This window comes from Mesonia profundi (genome assembly GCF_031085155.1).
Taxonomy (GTDB): domain Bacteria; phylum Bacteroidota; class Bacteroidia; order Flavobacteriales; family Flavobacteriaceae; genus Mesonia; species Mesonia profundi.
Genome location: NZ_JAVHUL010000012.1, coordinates 25873 through 41714 on the forward strand (window position 1 = coordinate 25873; position 15842 = coordinate 41714).

The 15842-nt window shown below is 38.3% G+C and carries 8 protein-coding genes; 7 read left to right on the forward strand and 1 reads right to left on the reverse strand.

The genetic code is table 11. From position 1 onward, the window contains the following. Positions 1 to 462: 462 nt before the first annotated feature. Complete coding sequence (locus RBU60_RS06190) at positions 463 to 3360, forward strand: T9SS type B sorting domain-containing protein (protein ID WP_308863872.1); 2898 nt, start codon at positions 463 to 465, stop codon at positions 3358 to 3360. 92 nt (positions 3361 to 3452) lie between these two features. Here RBU60_RS06190 and RBU60_RS06195 read toward each other — a convergent pair whose 3' ends face one another. Further along, positions 3453 to 3854, reverse strand: a complete 402-nt coding sequence (locus RBU60_RS06195; RefSeq protein WP_308863873.1) for a MotA/TolQ/ExbB proton channel family protein — start codon at positions 3852 to 3854, stop codon at positions 3453 to 3455. A gap of 213 nt (positions 3855 to 4067) precedes the next feature. On the opposite strand from RBU60_RS06195, the gene RBU60_RS06200 reads away from it, so the two are divergent. The 6 genes from RBU60_RS06200 (at position 4068) to RBU60_RS06225 (ending at position 15840) form a co-directional block, all read left to right on the forward strand. Continuing rightward, a complete protein-coding gene (locus RBU60_RS06200) occupies positions 4068 to 5123 on the forward strand; it encodes a sensor histidine kinase (protein WP_308863874.1) in 1056 nt (351 codons plus the stop codon). Positions 5124 to 5191: 68 nt separating this feature from the next. Continuing rightward, positions 5192 to 5902 (forward strand): LytR/AlgR family response regulator transcription factor, encoded by a 711-nt coding sequence (locus RBU60_RS06205; protein ID WP_308863875.1) that lies wholly within the window; start codon positions 5192 to 5194, stop codon positions 5900 to 5902. A gap of 110 nt (positions 5903 to 6012) precedes the next feature. Further along, a complete protein-coding gene (locus tag RBU60_RS06210) occupies positions 6013 to 11559 on the forward strand; it encodes an alpha-2-macroglobulin family protein (protein WP_308863876.1) in 5547 nt (1848 codons plus the stop codon). Between the two features lie 156 nt (positions 11560 to 11715). Next, positions 11716 to 14085, forward strand: coding sequence for a penicillin-binding protein 1C (pbpC, locus tag RBU60_RS06215; RefSeq protein WP_308863877.1), 2370 nt, complete (start codon positions 11716 to 11718; stop codon positions 14083 to 14085). 145 nt (positions 14086 to 14230) lie between these two features. Next, the gene (locus tag RBU60_RS06220; protein ID WP_308863878.1) at positions 14231 to 14713 is read left to right on the forward strand and encodes a GbsR/MarR family transcriptional regulator; all 483 of its coding nucleotides are present in this window, start codon (positions 14231 to 14233) and stop codon (positions 14711 to 14713) included. Positions 14714 to 14721: 8 nt separating this feature from the next. Then, positions 14722 to 15840, forward strand: coding sequence for an efflux RND transporter periplasmic adaptor subunit (locus RBU60_RS06225; protein WP_308863880.1), 1119 nt, complete (start codon positions 14722 to 14724; stop codon positions 15838 to 15840). Positions 15841 to 15842 lie beyond the last annotated feature (2 nt).

A 15842-nucleotide genomic window follows, 5' to 3' on the forward strand; every position in this document is an offset into this window, starting at 1 on the left:
GTGCCAAAGGCTTTTTATATTGAAAGGGATTATTTTTAACGGTATGTTGTTTTTGGCATATCGAAAATTTATCGTGAAATTTGAGATGAAAATTCCGTAAAATTTTAGGCTGTTTGAGCCCAACAACTTTTTTTTAGGTTAATCTAAAGTTTATTGGCGAGTTCCTAAAATTTAGGGATTGAGTGATAAATTTAGATAAAGTTTCGTCAGCCTAGACTTTTTTGTTTCTTTTTTGGGCAATGCAAAAAAGAAAAAACTATATCAGAATCTTTAAATATAAATTCTATTCTAAATTTAATTAGGACAGTACTGATTTGAGATATTGAAAAATATTGCTATCATTCTTTTTTATAAATTTCATCTTATGTCTTACGTCATTTAGTCATTTAGTCATTTATCATAAAAGAGATTTTCTGTATTTCCCACATAAATAAGACTAGAACTTTATATCTTTAGTTCATAATGAGAGTTTCAATTGTTTTTTTAGCATTTTTCTTTACGACTATTGCTTTTGGCCAGCACGAAGGCGATTATTGGTTTTTCGGGCAGGAAGCTGGAGTCCATTTTAATGAAGGTGAACCAGAAGTCTTATTAAATGGAGCCTTAAGTACCCAAGAAGGCTGTGCAGCTATTTCCACACCAGATACGGGTGAGCTGTTGTTTTATACCGACGGCTCAACAGTGTATAATAAAAACAACGAAGTGATGCTTAATGGCACGGGGTTAAATGGTGATGCGTCAACAACGCAGGCAGCTGTGATTGTGCCAAAACCCGGAAGTAATTCTATGTATTACATTTTTACAGCAGATGATGTGGGCGGCCCCGATGGTTTGCAGTATTCTGAAGTCGATATGGATTTGGACGGAGGTTTGGGAGGGATTACTTCGTTTAAAAATGTCATGTTGCAAACACCAATTTCTGAAAAACTGACTGCTGTAAAAAATGTCAATACAAATAGCTTTTGGGTAATGACACATGCCATGGAAAATAATAAATTCTATGCCTTTGAAGTCACTGCTCAAGGAATCGCAACCACGCCAGTAACCAGCACCGTAGGCCCTATATTTACTGGCTCAGATAACAATTATGGTGGAGGTTATATGAAGTTTTCGCCCAATGGGAAAAAAATTGCACTCGCAAACCTAAGACAACAGCTGTTATTCGATTTTGATGCCAACACGGGAATAGTGTCCAATGCAATAATCTTGTGGGATATTTCTAATGAGGATAATGATGAGATGTCTTATGGCTTTGAGTTTTCGCCCAACAGTAAGGTGCTTTATTTTGGGGTGGTTTCATTAGCTATATTACAATATAATCTTGAAGCCGGTACGGCCCAGGATATCATAAACTCAAAGCAGGAAATTCCCTATTTCGTTAGCTTGGGGATGCAACTAGCGTCCAATGGAAAAATCTATATCAACTCGGGGACTCATTTAAATGTTATTAATTCTCCAAACAATGTCGGGATAGATTGCGATTTTCAAGAGAATGCGGTCGATTTGCAAGGGCGGTTTTCCGGTATTGGCTTGCCTAATTTTGTGCAATCCTTTTTTGAAATTAATACATTTACTTACATAAATACCTGTTTTGGCCAGGCCACTTCGTTCTCCTTAGCTGATGAACTAAGCGATGTTGAAAGCATCAATTGGAATTTTGACGACCCTGCTTCTGGAGTCAATAATACTTCAGCAGAAGAAAATCCAACCCATGTATTTTCCGCACCAGGGATTTATAACGTTGTGGTTGAAATTACCATCAACGGCAATACGACAAGCTATTCAAATTCGGCAACAATTTATGAACAGCCCGAAGCCAATCCTGTGGATGACATGTTAGCCTGCGACGACGATAATGACGGCTTCTACAACTTTGATTTGACCACCCAAACTCCTGTTATTTTAAATGGTCAAGACCCAAACATTTTTAGCGTTGAATATTACAGCTCACAAGAAAATTTTGATAGCGGTATCCCGATTGTCACTCCTGTAAATTTTCAAAACGATACTGCTTTCACCACACAAACAATATTTGTAAAAGTAAAAAACAGCCTGAATACAGATTGTGAAGCCAGTTCGTCATTTTCTATTGAAGTTTTTGAAACTCCGATTGTCAATCCCAATCCGCCAAGGTTGACGACTTGTAGCGATCCTTCCATTTCCACACAAAATGACTTTTTTGCAGAATTTGATCTGACGGGGGAAGAAGAAAATCTGCTCGATGGGCAATCCCCAACCAGTTTTATCTTTCATTACTATACAGATGCCGCTTTATCAGATGAAATCGGTTCTCCCGGAAATTATGAAAACACGACTTCGCCACAAACGATTTACGTCAGCATTGAAAATAGTGAAAACACCAATTGCATGAAACAAACGTCTTTTGAGTTGGAAGTCTTCGAATCTCCCATAGCGTCTCCTGATATTACTTTGCAAGCTTGCGGTTTAGGAGATGGCAGCGCAGAATTTGACACGTCTAATTTAGAAAACGAAATCTTAAATGGACAAACCGGATTTAGTCTTTCTTACCTGAATGCCGATGGCGATACCTTATCGTCATTGCCTAATCCGTTTGTTTCCGAAAGCCAAACCTTGATTGTTCTCATCAAAAACCCACAACATCCAGCGTGTTTTGCAGAAACCACCCTTCACCTTATTGTCAGAGAAAACCCAGAGTTGACTTTGCCAAGTTCGGCTTTTATATGTAATGACACGCCCATAGAATTAACAGCAGATCCTGGTTATGATTCTTATGTGTGGTCCACAGGTGAAACCAGCCAGACCATAATGGTTTCCGAAACTGGGGATTATGAGGTGACGGCAACAACTAACTATGACGATTTCATTTGTGAAACTTCCAAAACGGTTCATGTTTCTGTTTCTGGAAAAGCGGAAATCATTACCATAGAAATCCAAGATTGGACGGCACAAAATAATTCTATAACAGTAGAAGTAAATGGGGAAGGCGATTATCTCTATTCTCTGGATGATGTCCAATACCAAGAAAGCAATCAATTTTTTAACCTGGAGTATTCTAAAGATTATACCGTTTATGTGAAAGACAAAAATGGTTGTGGCATTGCAACTCAGGCGGTTTATCTGCTTTACTATCCGAAGTTCTTGACTCCAAACCACGATGGAATAAACGATACCTGGCAAATTTTCAATTCTCATAGAGAACCAGAATTGAATATATATATCTTCGACCGCTTTGGCAAATTACTGACAAAAATTAACCCACGCAGCCGAGGTTGGGATGGCACTTATCACGGCAAGGCCATGCCGAGCAATGACTATTGGTTTTTGATGGAACGCAAAAATGGGAAACGCTACACCGGACATTTTACCTTGAAAAGATAAAGCTTGCGAACGCGATCTGGCTAGAACCCCTTTTTTTAATGGGAAGAGCTTGTATTGGGTGAGAGCCGAGATATGGCATTGCGCAGCACCACTTAATCTTTCTCTTTCTTCAAGATCGTAAGCACCATAATAAAAACTCTTCCTATTAAGAATGTAAACATCCCGAACAAAGGAGATAAGACGGTAATTTTGATTCCTCCGGCAATAATTGCAGGAGCTATGTTGTCTAAACTTTCAATCGTATCAAATACTTGAATAAGACCAAGTAATTGTCCAAAGAATCCCCAAACTAAAGCAAAAAGACTCAGTGAACTCAGCAAGCTTATGCTTTTACTAAGGTTTTTCCCCTTGATCAATTCAAAAATAAAAAGAGCCCCTATGGCCAGTAAAATTAATAAAGTGGTGTACATAAATACAGGTCCACCTTCTTGAAAGCGGTCTGAGATGGAAAGAAAGATTCTTTGTTGCATGGCATTAATCATTAAGCTTTTCATAAGTTCAGTTTTAAAGTTAAACACAATTCAAAACTAAAAGCTAAATCCCTTTGTTTTATTTTTTATCGACTAATAACCAGTTTTTTCTTGTTTTTAACTTGTTTAGAGCAGATTTCCCACATCAGGTGTTTTTTAGGTTATCGAGCTAAAAATAGCGGTTATTCATCGCATTATAGTCGGTTTTTCGCTTAAAATACTGAAATTGCGTAGCGTATGAAACCAAAAAAAAACATCCCTTATAGAATAGTAGAAGCACTCGTGCACCTTGTTTTTTGGGTTGGTATTTATTTTTTCTTCACTTATTTTCTAGGCTATGGGAGCACAAATACAACATACATCAACCGCTTTACCCTATTTCTGATGCCAGTAACCATGATTACGGCGTACATCTTTTCGCATTATTTGATTCCTAGGTATTTGATTCAAAAGAAATATGTGTGGTTTAGCCTATACACCGTTTACGCATTTATTATTGCGTCATACGTCAGTATTCAATCTATTTTATATGCGCTCATTTTCTTACAAGATTTCCAAACAGGAGAAATAACACCCATCACCAAAAGTTTACCTTTTATTTTATTGGGCATTTTAATGGTGGTTCTCCTGGTAATCGTCCTACAGGTTATTCAATACCTCTATTCTTCTTCCGCAGAGAAAGAACAGCTAGAACGAAAATTCCTCACAACCGAGCTAGCCTTTAAAAAGCAGCAATTAGAAACACTGAAAATGCAAATTCATCCTCATTTTTTGTTTAATTCATTAAATACGATTTACGGATTTACTCTTTCTAAAAGAGATGAAGCGCCAGAAATGGTTTTAAAATTGTCTAACTTACTGGACTATATTCTGTACCAAACTCAAAAAGAAAAGGTAAGTTTAGAAGAAGAACTGAAGCATGTGGAAGATTATATTGCTTTGGAAAAATTGCGTTTTCAAGATACCTTGGAGGTTAACTTAGATAAGCAAATAGAAAACCCCAACCGACAACTGAGTCCGATGTTATTTTTACCTTTTGTAGAAAATAGTTTTAAGCATGGAAAAATTATCAACGGACAATTAATCGTAAAGATATTTATTAAAGAAAATGCCAAAAAACTACATTTTTATATAGAAAACACTTGTGATGATTCGGTTGTAAATACCGAAGGCATAGGCATTAAAAATATTCAAGAACGCCTAAATTTGCTTTACCCAGAGAAACATGTTTTAGAAATAAAGCAAGAAGAAAATCGGTTTATAGTAGATTTAAAAATAGTAATGCCCGGTTAAAATTTTTAAAGTGATAACCTTCTTAATGAGGAAGTGAGAAACGAAGCATTTATAAATTAGTCCTAGAAATGAGCAAAAAGATTCGCTGTTTAGTGGTAGATGATGAACCTATGGCAAGAGAGATCATTTGCAATTACCTGCAAAAAATAGATGCGTTAGACTTGGTAGGAACCTGTAAAAATGGAATGGAAGCCTTTCAGGAATTACAACAAGAAGAAGTAGATCTTATTTTTCTAGACATTAATATGCCAGAGCTCTCGGGATTATCACTAGCCAAAGCTTTAGATCAAAAAACGCAAGTAATTTTCACTACCGCTTACCGAGAATATGCTTTGGAGGGTTTTGAAGTTCAAGCTTTAGATTATCTTTTAAAACCTATTTCTTTTGAACGCTTTTTAAAGGCCATTCAAAAATATATGGATGTGGTCGTAGAGAAAAACGCTTCAGAAAACCTTACTCTCAAGGAGGTTTCTTCCATCTATATTAGAGCCGACAGAAAAATGGTGAAAATTAATTTAGCCGAAGTTACTCACGTGGAAAGCACCGGCGATTATCTAAAATTTCATACCCTAGATAAAGTTTGGGTGACAAGAGATTCGCTTTCTACCTATGAAGAAAAATTACCTCAGCCTCCATTTTTAAGAACCCACCGTTCTTTTTTAGTGAATATTCAACATATTGAAGCCTACACCCACGAGTTGATAGAAATTAATCATAAAGCGATTCCTATTAGCAGGTCTTATAAAAATGAAGTCTTAGCTTTTTTACAAAACAATTAGCTAAGACTTTTATGCAAGAAATACATCTATAAGCGTTATTTTTGCGAAGAAATAATAGCCTTGCTTACCGCCACGATTTCTTTTAACTTTGGCAACATAAATTTCCCTCTATGAAAATCTTCTTCCGCCTTCTATTCATAAGTCTATTTTTAGTTTCTAGTGCTTGTAAAGATAAAACTCCGCCTGAAACCGATAATCTATTCAAATTCAAAGAATACATTTCATTTCATACGCAAGGACGAGTTTCTATTGCAGAGCCTATTAGAATTAATCTTGCTCAGCCTTTGGAGCAATATGAGCTTACGCAAGAAATTCCAGCCAAATACCTAACGATATCTCCCAGCATCAAAGGGAAATTATTTATAGAAAACAACACCTCTCTAGTCTTTAAACCCGAAACCCACTTAGAACCCGATACCGAGTATCAAGTGACCTTAAAGCTAGACGAGCTCTACGATGACTTAGATAAAGAGTATAAAGAATTCAGCTTTAGCTTTAAAACTCTGCAACCTAATTTTAAAGTAAATTTAGGCAATCTGCAATCCTATTCTAAAGAATGGCAGTATGTAACGGGAACTTTAGAGGCTTCAGATGTCATCCAACTTCAAAAGGCAAAGCAACTAGTTGAAGCTTCTCAAAACGGAAAAAATCTATCTATTAAATGGCAGGAAGAAGCGAAAGATGCTAATTATTTTAGTTTTACTATCGACAGCATTCAGCGAGAAATAGACGATTCTCAAATCGAAATTTCTTGGGATGGGAAAGCTATCAAAGCCGAAAATAAAGGGGAAAACAGCTTTGCTATTCCCGGCCAAAATAACTTTACCATCATCGATTTTAAAACCTCTTTGGCAGAACAAAGCTCACTTTCTATCAATTTTTCAGATCCGCTTAACGAAAATCAAAATTTTAAAGGTTTGGTGAGCATCAAAGATCAAAACAATTTACGTTTTGAAGTAGATGGCAACGTGTTAACCGTATACCCTTCAGAGCGGATTACGGGACAAGTCAACGTTAATGTATTTAAAGGAATTAAAAACACCTATGGCTTTCCTTTAAAAAGAGATTTCGCTGAAACCATTTCTTTTGAGCAACTAAAACCCGCGGTACGCTTAATTTCTAAAGGTGTTATCTTACCCAGTTCGGCTTCAACGCCCATCTATTTTGAAAGCGTCAACCTCTCGGCCGTAGATGTGCGCGTGATTAAGATTTTTCAAGACAATATGCTTCAACACCTGCAGTTTGGTAATTTAAACGATCAAAACTCGTATAACATTCGCCGCGTAGGAAGAAGAGTAGCCAAAAAAACGATTTCGCTTACTTCCAAAAATGAATTTGAATCGAGTTCTTGGAAAGCGCACGCCATCAATATTTCAGATTTTATTAAGGCAGATCCAGGAGCAATGTATCAGATTCAGTTGAGCTTTAAAAAAGAGTATAGTACGTTTAATTGCGGAAATGAAATCAGTAAGGCTGGCGACGAAGAAGTATACGAATATGATAACAGCGCTTCTTCCGAAGAAGAACGCGAAGAACAATATTGGGACAATGAGATTTATGATTGGCGAAATACGCCCTACAATTGGGAAGAACGCGACAATCCTTGCAGTCTTTCTTATTTTAACGATGATCGTTTTGTAAGCACCAATGTGTTAGGATCAGATTTAGGACTTATCGTTAAAGAAAGCAACAATCGCTCCTATCATTTTGCAACCACCAATTTAATTACCGCTCAACCAGAAAAAGGCGTTACCGTAGATCTTTACAACTACCAGCAGCAACTCATTTCTTCTATAACCACCAATCAAAAAGGTTTTGCGCTAAATGATAACGCTAAAAAAGCAGCTTTTGCCATCGCCCATAAAGGAGAAAATTATGCGTACGCAAAATTGGAAGATGGAAATGCGCTTTCCTTAAGTAAGTTTGATGTATCAGGAAAAATCCTAGAAAAAGGATTAAAAGGATTGATGTATACCGAAAGAGGCGTTCACCGTCCTGGAGATACGATTCATTTAACTTTTGCGCTGAATGATAAAGCCAATCCGCTGCCTAAAAATCATCCTGTGAAACTTCAAGTAACTGATGCCCGCGGGAAATTAGTTCTGCAAGAAGTGTTGAGTGAAGAAACAGATCCCCAACAAGCTAAAAACGGTTTCTTTTATTTCCCCATCATCACCCAAACCACCTCCCCTACCGGAAACTGGAACGCCAACATTTATGTGGGTGGTGCTCACTTTACCAAAACACTTCGCGTAGCGACGGTAAAGCCTAATCGACTTAAAATTAAATTAGATTTTGACGATAAAATATTAGATGCCAGCAAACCTATTTCGGGAAAATTAAGTTCTACTTGGCTACACGGTTCTCCTGCCAGAAATCTTAAGACCCAAATGGAAGTTACCCTGACTTCTATGGGCAATGCTTTTGAAAAATTTCCGCAATACGAGTTCACCGATCCTGTAAGAAGTTTTGATAAGATTGAAATGCCGCTATTAGAAACAAAACTTTCTGCAGATGGCGAAACCAATTTCAGTAAAAAAATAGACCTCAACAAAAAAGCTCCGGGAATGCTTAAAGCTACTTTTCTTACTAAAGTGTTTGAAGGCGGAGGAGACTTTTCTATCGATGTGTTTTCTAAAAATCTAGCTCCTTACGACTATTTTGCAGGCCTTCTTGCGCCAGATCCTCATAAATATGGTGCTTATTATACCGATGAGGATACCGAATTTGATGTGATAAGCCTTAATGCGCAAGGAGAAATTGCTGGCAATCGCGAACTGGAAGTAAAAGTTTTTGAAATTGAATGGCGTTGGTGGTGGAGCCGTGGTAGAGATAATCTTTCTCGCTACGATAATACCAGCACTTACACTCCCGTAAAAGAAGTTAAAGTGACCACCAACAACAAAGGAAAAGGACAATTTACGGTGAATATTCCCGAGCGACAAAGTGGACGTTACTTGGTGAGAGTTATTGATAAAGCCTCTGGCCACGCCACAGGAAAAACGGTTTACTTTTACCGAAATTGGTCCAGAAGACCTACCAACGGAGATGCAGAAAGCGCCAAAATGCTTGTGTTCTCTTCAGATAAGGATCAATATAAAGTAGGCGAAGATGCCGTGATTACCTTTCCTTCGGGGAGCAAAGGAAACGCTTTAATCAGTATTGAAAATGGAACCGAAGTACTTTCTAAGCAATGGGTAGAAACCCAAAAAGGCGAGACGCAAGTTTCTATTCCGCTTACCAAAGAAATGGCACCTAATGTATTTGTAAACATTTCGTTATTACAGCCTCACGAACAAACCAAAAACGATTTACCCATTCGGCTTTACGGAATTATTCCGTTGATGGTAGAAAATCCAGATACCAAATTACATCCAGAGATTAATATGCCCGAGGTGTTAAAACCTGAGCAGGATTATAGCCTAAAAGTTTCTGAAGAGAACGGGAAAGAAATGACCTATACGTTAGCGGTGGTCGATGAAGGTTTATTGGACCTCACTAGATTTATAACTCCAAATATTCACGGTGCTTTTTACGCTCGGGAAGCATTAGGCGTAAAAACCTACGATATTTTTGACGATGTGATTGGTGCTTTTTCGGGCAGCGTAGATCATATTTATGAAATTGGTGGTGGTGATGCCGCTGCAGGAGCTAAAAATAAAAAAGCCGACCGTTTTAAACCGGTGGTCACTTATTTAGGGCCATTTCATTTAAAAGCAGGACAAACCAAAACGCATAGTTTATACATGCCTAATTATGTAGGCTCGGTGAGAGCGATGCTCATTGCAGGCGATCATCAAAAAGCGGCCTATGGAAATGCCGAAAAGACAGTTCCCGTAAGAAAGCCTCTAATGGTGATAGCTTCTTTGCCTAGAAAATTATCTCCAGGAGAAAAAGTGACGCTTCCCGTAACCGTTTTTGCCATGGAGAAAAAGGTGAAAAACGTATCGGTGAGCATTAAGGAGAGTGAAGCTTTTACCCCTATTGGGAATACCTCTAAAAATATTTCCTTTACGGAAGTAGGCGAACAAATTGTAAATTTTGAGTTTGAAGTGAATGCTGCAAACCAACCTCAAAGCTTTCAAGTTTATGCTTCCGGAAACGGAGAAAAATCGAAAACGCTTATTGAGATTGATGTAGAAAATCCGAATCCTATTTCTCAAACTTCCAGAACCTACACCTTAGAAAATAAGGGAGTTCAAGAAATAGAACTGGAAACTTTTGGAGTGGAAGGTAGCAATACAGCTTCTATAGAATTTTCTACGCTTCCGCCAATGGATTATAACAAGCGCATGGATTACCTTATTCGCTATCCCCATGGATGTTTGGAGCAAACGACCTCGGGTGCATTTCCGCAGTTATTTATAACTGATATTTTTGATCTTTCATTCTCTAAGAAAAAAGAAATAGAAGAAAATGTAAAACAAGCCATTAACCGCATGAATCTTTTTCAAACGAGCAATGGCGGCCTAGGTTATTGGCCAGGAAATACAGATGTGGACGATTGGAGTACCAATTATGCCGGCCATTTTATGCTAGAGGCAAAGAAAAAAGGCTACGCCCTTCCCATTACGTTTTTAAGTAACTGGATGAAATACCAACAAAATCAGGCTAGACAATGGCGAAATTCTTATACCCGTTATAACTCGAGTTTAACGCAAGCGTATCGTCTTTATACGTTAGCTCTAGCAGGACAACCTGAGTTAGCCGCGATGAACCGATTGCGAGAATCTAGTGAAATGAGCAACGATGCCAAATGGAGACTTGCTGCCGCCTACGCATTGGCAGGAAAAGACCAAGTGGCGAAACAAATTACCGCCACAGCAAACATAGATTTTAAATCTAAAAAGTATAATTATTACACGTATGGATCTCCGTTTAGAAATAAAGCTATGGCTTTAGAAACTATGGTGATTCTTGGCGATGACCAGCAGCGAGAATTGGCGATTTCGTTAGCGAAAAACTTATCCTCGCAGCGTTGGTACAGTACCCAAGAAACCTCTTATGCCTTACTAGCCTTAGCAAAAATGGCCAATAAAAACGGAGGAAAAGCGGTGGAGATTAGTTATAGCCTTAACGGAAAATCTTCCAGCATCAAAACAACAAAAGCTTTAGCCGAAAGAAAGCTAGGCATTAAAAAAGGAACCAACACACTGAAGATAGAGAACCAAAAAGACAATATTTTGTATGTTTCGATTTCCCAAACCGGAAAGCTTCCTTTAGGCGAAGAGTTGACAGAACAAAGCAATCTTACTGTAAAAACTCAGTTTTTAGATGGCGCAGAAAATGCAATCGATGTTTCTAGCTTAAGACAAGGAACTCAAATTATAGCCAAAGTGGTGGTTACAAATACTTCTATGGATGCCATCGATAATGTGGCCTTGTCACAAATATTCCCTAGCGGATGGGAAGTGGTGAACACCAGTTTTACAGCCTTAGAAGGTGGCGCCGATGGGGATGCCGATTATAAGGATATTCGGGATGACCGAGTGAATTTTTACTTTAGTGTAGACGCTAAGAAAACCAAGGTCTTTACCGTAAAACTGAACGCTTCTTATTTGGGAACCTACTATTTACCAGGAACTCAAGCCGAAGCCATGTATGATGCGACTTATTTTGCTAGAACTCGAGGCAGCTGGGTGAAAGTGGTTCAGTAGAAAGTTTTGCCTTCGACAGGCTCTTTGTCACATTGAGCTTGGCGAAGTAGTTCTAAAAAATGTCCTCTCACGCAAAAGCCAATCCTGGTGTCACACTGAGCTTGTCGAAGTGAAATTGAGCTTGGCGAAGTGAAATCGTTTAGCAGTAAACTCCACATGAAAAAAAGTAAAACCCCCTTTCTACAATTCCTCAAAAAACATCCCGTCAAATTAGGTGTAGTGTTAATTGTGGGGTTGATTTGGATTTTTTGCTTGCCCAAAAATCTGTTTAACGCTCCTACGTCTACCGTCTTAAAAAGTAGAGAGGGAATGATGTTGGGCGCGCGTATTGCTAAAGACGGGCAGTGGCGCTTTCCAGAACAAGACAGTGTCCCGTACCGATTTGAGCAATGTATTTTAAATTTTGAAGACGAGTATTTTTATTCACATCCCGGCTTTAATCCCATCTCTATTACCAAAGCACTTTGGGGAAATATCACCACCAAAGAAAGACGTGGCGGAAGTACCATTACCCAGCAGGTGATTCGGTTGTCGCGAAAAAATCAGAAACGAACTTATTTTGAAAAGCTGATTGAAATTTTTCAAGCCACTAGATTGGAACTTCGGGAGCCTAAAAAAGAAATTCTAAATTTATATGCTACTTATGCGCCTTTCGGCGGAAATGTGGTAGGATTAGAAACGGCTTCTTGGCGTTATTTCGGAATTCCTTCTCAAGATCTTAGCTGGGGACAATCGGCAGCGCTTGCGGTCTTACCCAACGCGCCATCACTTATTTTTCCTGGAAAAAACGAGCTTATTTTAAAGCAAAAACGCAACCGATTATTAAAGAAGCTTTTAGATCATTCGGTGATTGACCCCACCACGTATGAATTGGCGGTTGCAGAAAAACTTCCTAGCAAACCTTTGGCCTTGCCCGAAATGGCACCTCACCTTACCGAAAAATTGAGAAGGGATCATCCAGGGGCGCAGCTTAACTCAACGATTAAATTTCCGCTTCAGCGACAATTGAATGCCATTGCTAAAGAAAATTACGATCTTTTGCGTCAAAATGAAATTCATAATCTTAGCATTTTAGTGCTCGATATTGAAACGCGCGAAGTGAGAGCTTATGTGGGGAACTCCCCCACAACAGCAGCGCATGATCATTATGTGGACCTCATTCAGGCTTCCAGAAGTACAGGAAGTATTTTAAAACCTTTTTTATATGCCGCAATGCTGGATGAAGGCACTATTCTCCCAAATACTTTGGTAGCCGATGTGCCTACTTCCGTGAACGGGTACAGTCCGCAGAATTTTGACAAAGAGTTTAACGGCGCCGTTCCTGCTAGCCTTGCTTTAGCGAGATCATTAAATGTTCCCGCAGTTAGAATGCTTCGGAAATATGGATTGCATAAATTTTACCATCAGTTAGAAAAACTTCAGCAGAAAAATATGGAAAATTCCGCAGATTACTATGGACTTCCCATCATTTTAGGAGGTGCAGAAAGTTCGCTTTGGGATATTACCAAAGCTTATGCAGGAATGGCTTCTACCCTAAATTTTTTCAATACTTCTTCCAGTGAATACCGAAAAAATGAGTTTGTAAACCCTATTTATGAATTAGGAAAGCAGCCCGAATTTGGAGCCCAAAAATTTTCTCCGGAAGTCTTTGGAGCGGGCGCCGTCTATCATACGTTAAAAACCATAGAAGAAGTGAATCGACCTAACGGAGAAGAAAATTGGAGTTTCTTTAGTGATTCCCAACCTATTTCTTGGAAAACAGGAACCAGTTATGGGTTTAAAGATGCTTGGGCGGTTGGGGTCACTTCTAAGTATGCGGTAGGAGTTTGGGCAGGAAATGCCAGCGGAGAAGGAAGACCGGGGTTAACTGGGTTGCAAGCTGCAGCTCCCATTTTATTTGAAGTTTTTGATAAATTACCTAAAGCAGCACCTTTTCAAACTCCCTATGATGCACTTGTTGAAGCAGAGGTTTGTAAAAGAAGCGGACATTTAGCAAGTGTTTTTTGTCCCAAAACTCAACAAGAATGGATTCCTAAAAACGGCACAAGAACTCCCGTCTGTCCCTACCATCAACCGGTTTTTTTAGATCAATCAGAGCAGTTTCAAGTCAATTCTTCTTGTTATCCTTTAGCAGAAATCCAGAGTGAGAATTGGTTTGTGCTTCCCCCTATAATGGAATATTATTATGCGGTTAAGCATCCTGAATACCAGAGTTTGCCTCCGTATAAAAATGGATGTTTGAAAGACGGAGAGGACTTGATGCAATTTATTTTTCCGAAGAAAAAAGAGGTAATTTTACTTCCAAAAAACTTTAAAGAAGAAACCAATCCCATTATTTTTAAGCTGGCGCATCGCAACCCCGAAACTACTGTGTATTGGTATTTAGACGCAACTTACCTTACCAGCACGACCACTTTTCATGAAATATCTACGCTTCCAGAACCAGGAATACATACACTAACGGTGGTAGATCAAGAAGGGAATAGTCTTTCTCAACCCATAGAAATTGAGATCAATTCAAAATAAATCATACTTAAGATTAAACCTTTCGAGCAGAGCTTAGTCTGAAGTAAGGTAGAATCCTCTTAGTTTATTTAACAAATTTTTAGGTTTTTTTAAGTTCGGATTACACCGAACTAACTGTACTTTTGCAAACCAAAACAAAGTAATTATGCAATCTTGTTCTGAAAAAAAGCAAAAACTGGTAGAGCGTATTGGAATCCATTTTGAAAAAGAAATGGGGATCACGCCACTAGCAGCTCGTATTTTGGGATTGTTGATTTTATCTCCATCAGAAGATTTAACCTTTGATGATGTCACCAAAATAACCTGTGCGAGTAAAAGTTCTATCTCTACCAACATTAACTTGCTTTTGCAGCTTAGAAGCATTGAGTATTTTACCAAACCTGGCGATAGGAAACGTTATTTTAGGGCGAGCAAAAATCATTTAGAAATTGCTCTAAAAGACACGTTGAACAAAGTAAAAGCAGATCTCGAAATCATAGATTTAATCGATCAATTTAATAAGGTTTCAGAAAAAGAATTAGAACACAAACATCAGGTTAGGTTGCTTTATAAAGAATACTTGAACAATCAGCAAAATAATTTAAAGAAGACAATTGAAAAAATTTTAGAAATACAACGTACGCAATAAATAAAATCATGAAGAAAAATAGTATTATCCTTAGCATATTAATGCTTTCTGTCATTGTATTAACCTCGTGTGGCGATGATGCCCAAGGCCAACAGCAAGCCCAAGGTCCCAAGCCATTTCCCGTAAGCAAAGCCGTTAAAAAAACGCTTACAGGTTATGATTCTTATCCCGCAAGTATTGAAGGGGTGATTAATAGTGAAGTAAGACCAAAAGTATCTGGTTATGTCACCGAAGTACTTGTTGACGCAGGACAAAAAGTAAAGAAAGGTACCGTTTTATTTAAGCTTGAAACAGAAAGTTTAACTCAGGATGCGGCTGCTGCTCAAGCTAATGTAAATGCCGCTCAAGTAGAGGTTGATAAACTAAAGCCTTTAGTAGATAAAGAAATTATTAGTGCTGTTCAATTAGAAACCGCCAAAGCAAAGTTAGCGCAAGCTAAAGCAGGTTACAACAGTGTCACCGCTAATATTGGATATGCCACCGTTAAAAGTTCTGTAGAAGGATATGTGGGGTCTATTAATTTTAGGACTGGTGCATTGGTTAGCCCTACAAGTGTACTAACCACCGTTTCACAAACAGACAATGTTTATGCTTTTTTTAGCATGAATGAAAAACAATACCTCAACTTTTTAACCGATTCTGAAGGAAAAGATATTGAAGCCAAAATTAAAAATTTCCCTAAGGTGAAATTAAGGTTGGCTAACAATACTATTTATGCTGAAGATGGAATCATTGAAACCGTATCTGGACAAATTAATAGACAAACGGGAGCGGTTAGTTTTAGAGCACAATTTCCAAATCCCAACCGATTATTGAGTGACGGAAATAGTGGTAGAGTACTTATTCCCGAAACTTATGAAGACGCTGTAGTAATTCCAGAATCATCCAGCTTTGAACGTCAAGGTAGAGTTTACGTATATACAGTACAAGGAGACACGCTGGCGGTCAACCAACCTATTGAAGTACAAGCTAGAGTAGATAATTTTATTGTGGTTAAATCTGGAATTAAGGAAGGAGAGCCATTTGTTGCTCAAGGCGTTGGACAATTAAGAACCAACACCCCTATTAAACCTCAACCCATGCCTTTTGATAGTGTTGCGAAACCTATTGAAACTGTATTCAAATAATA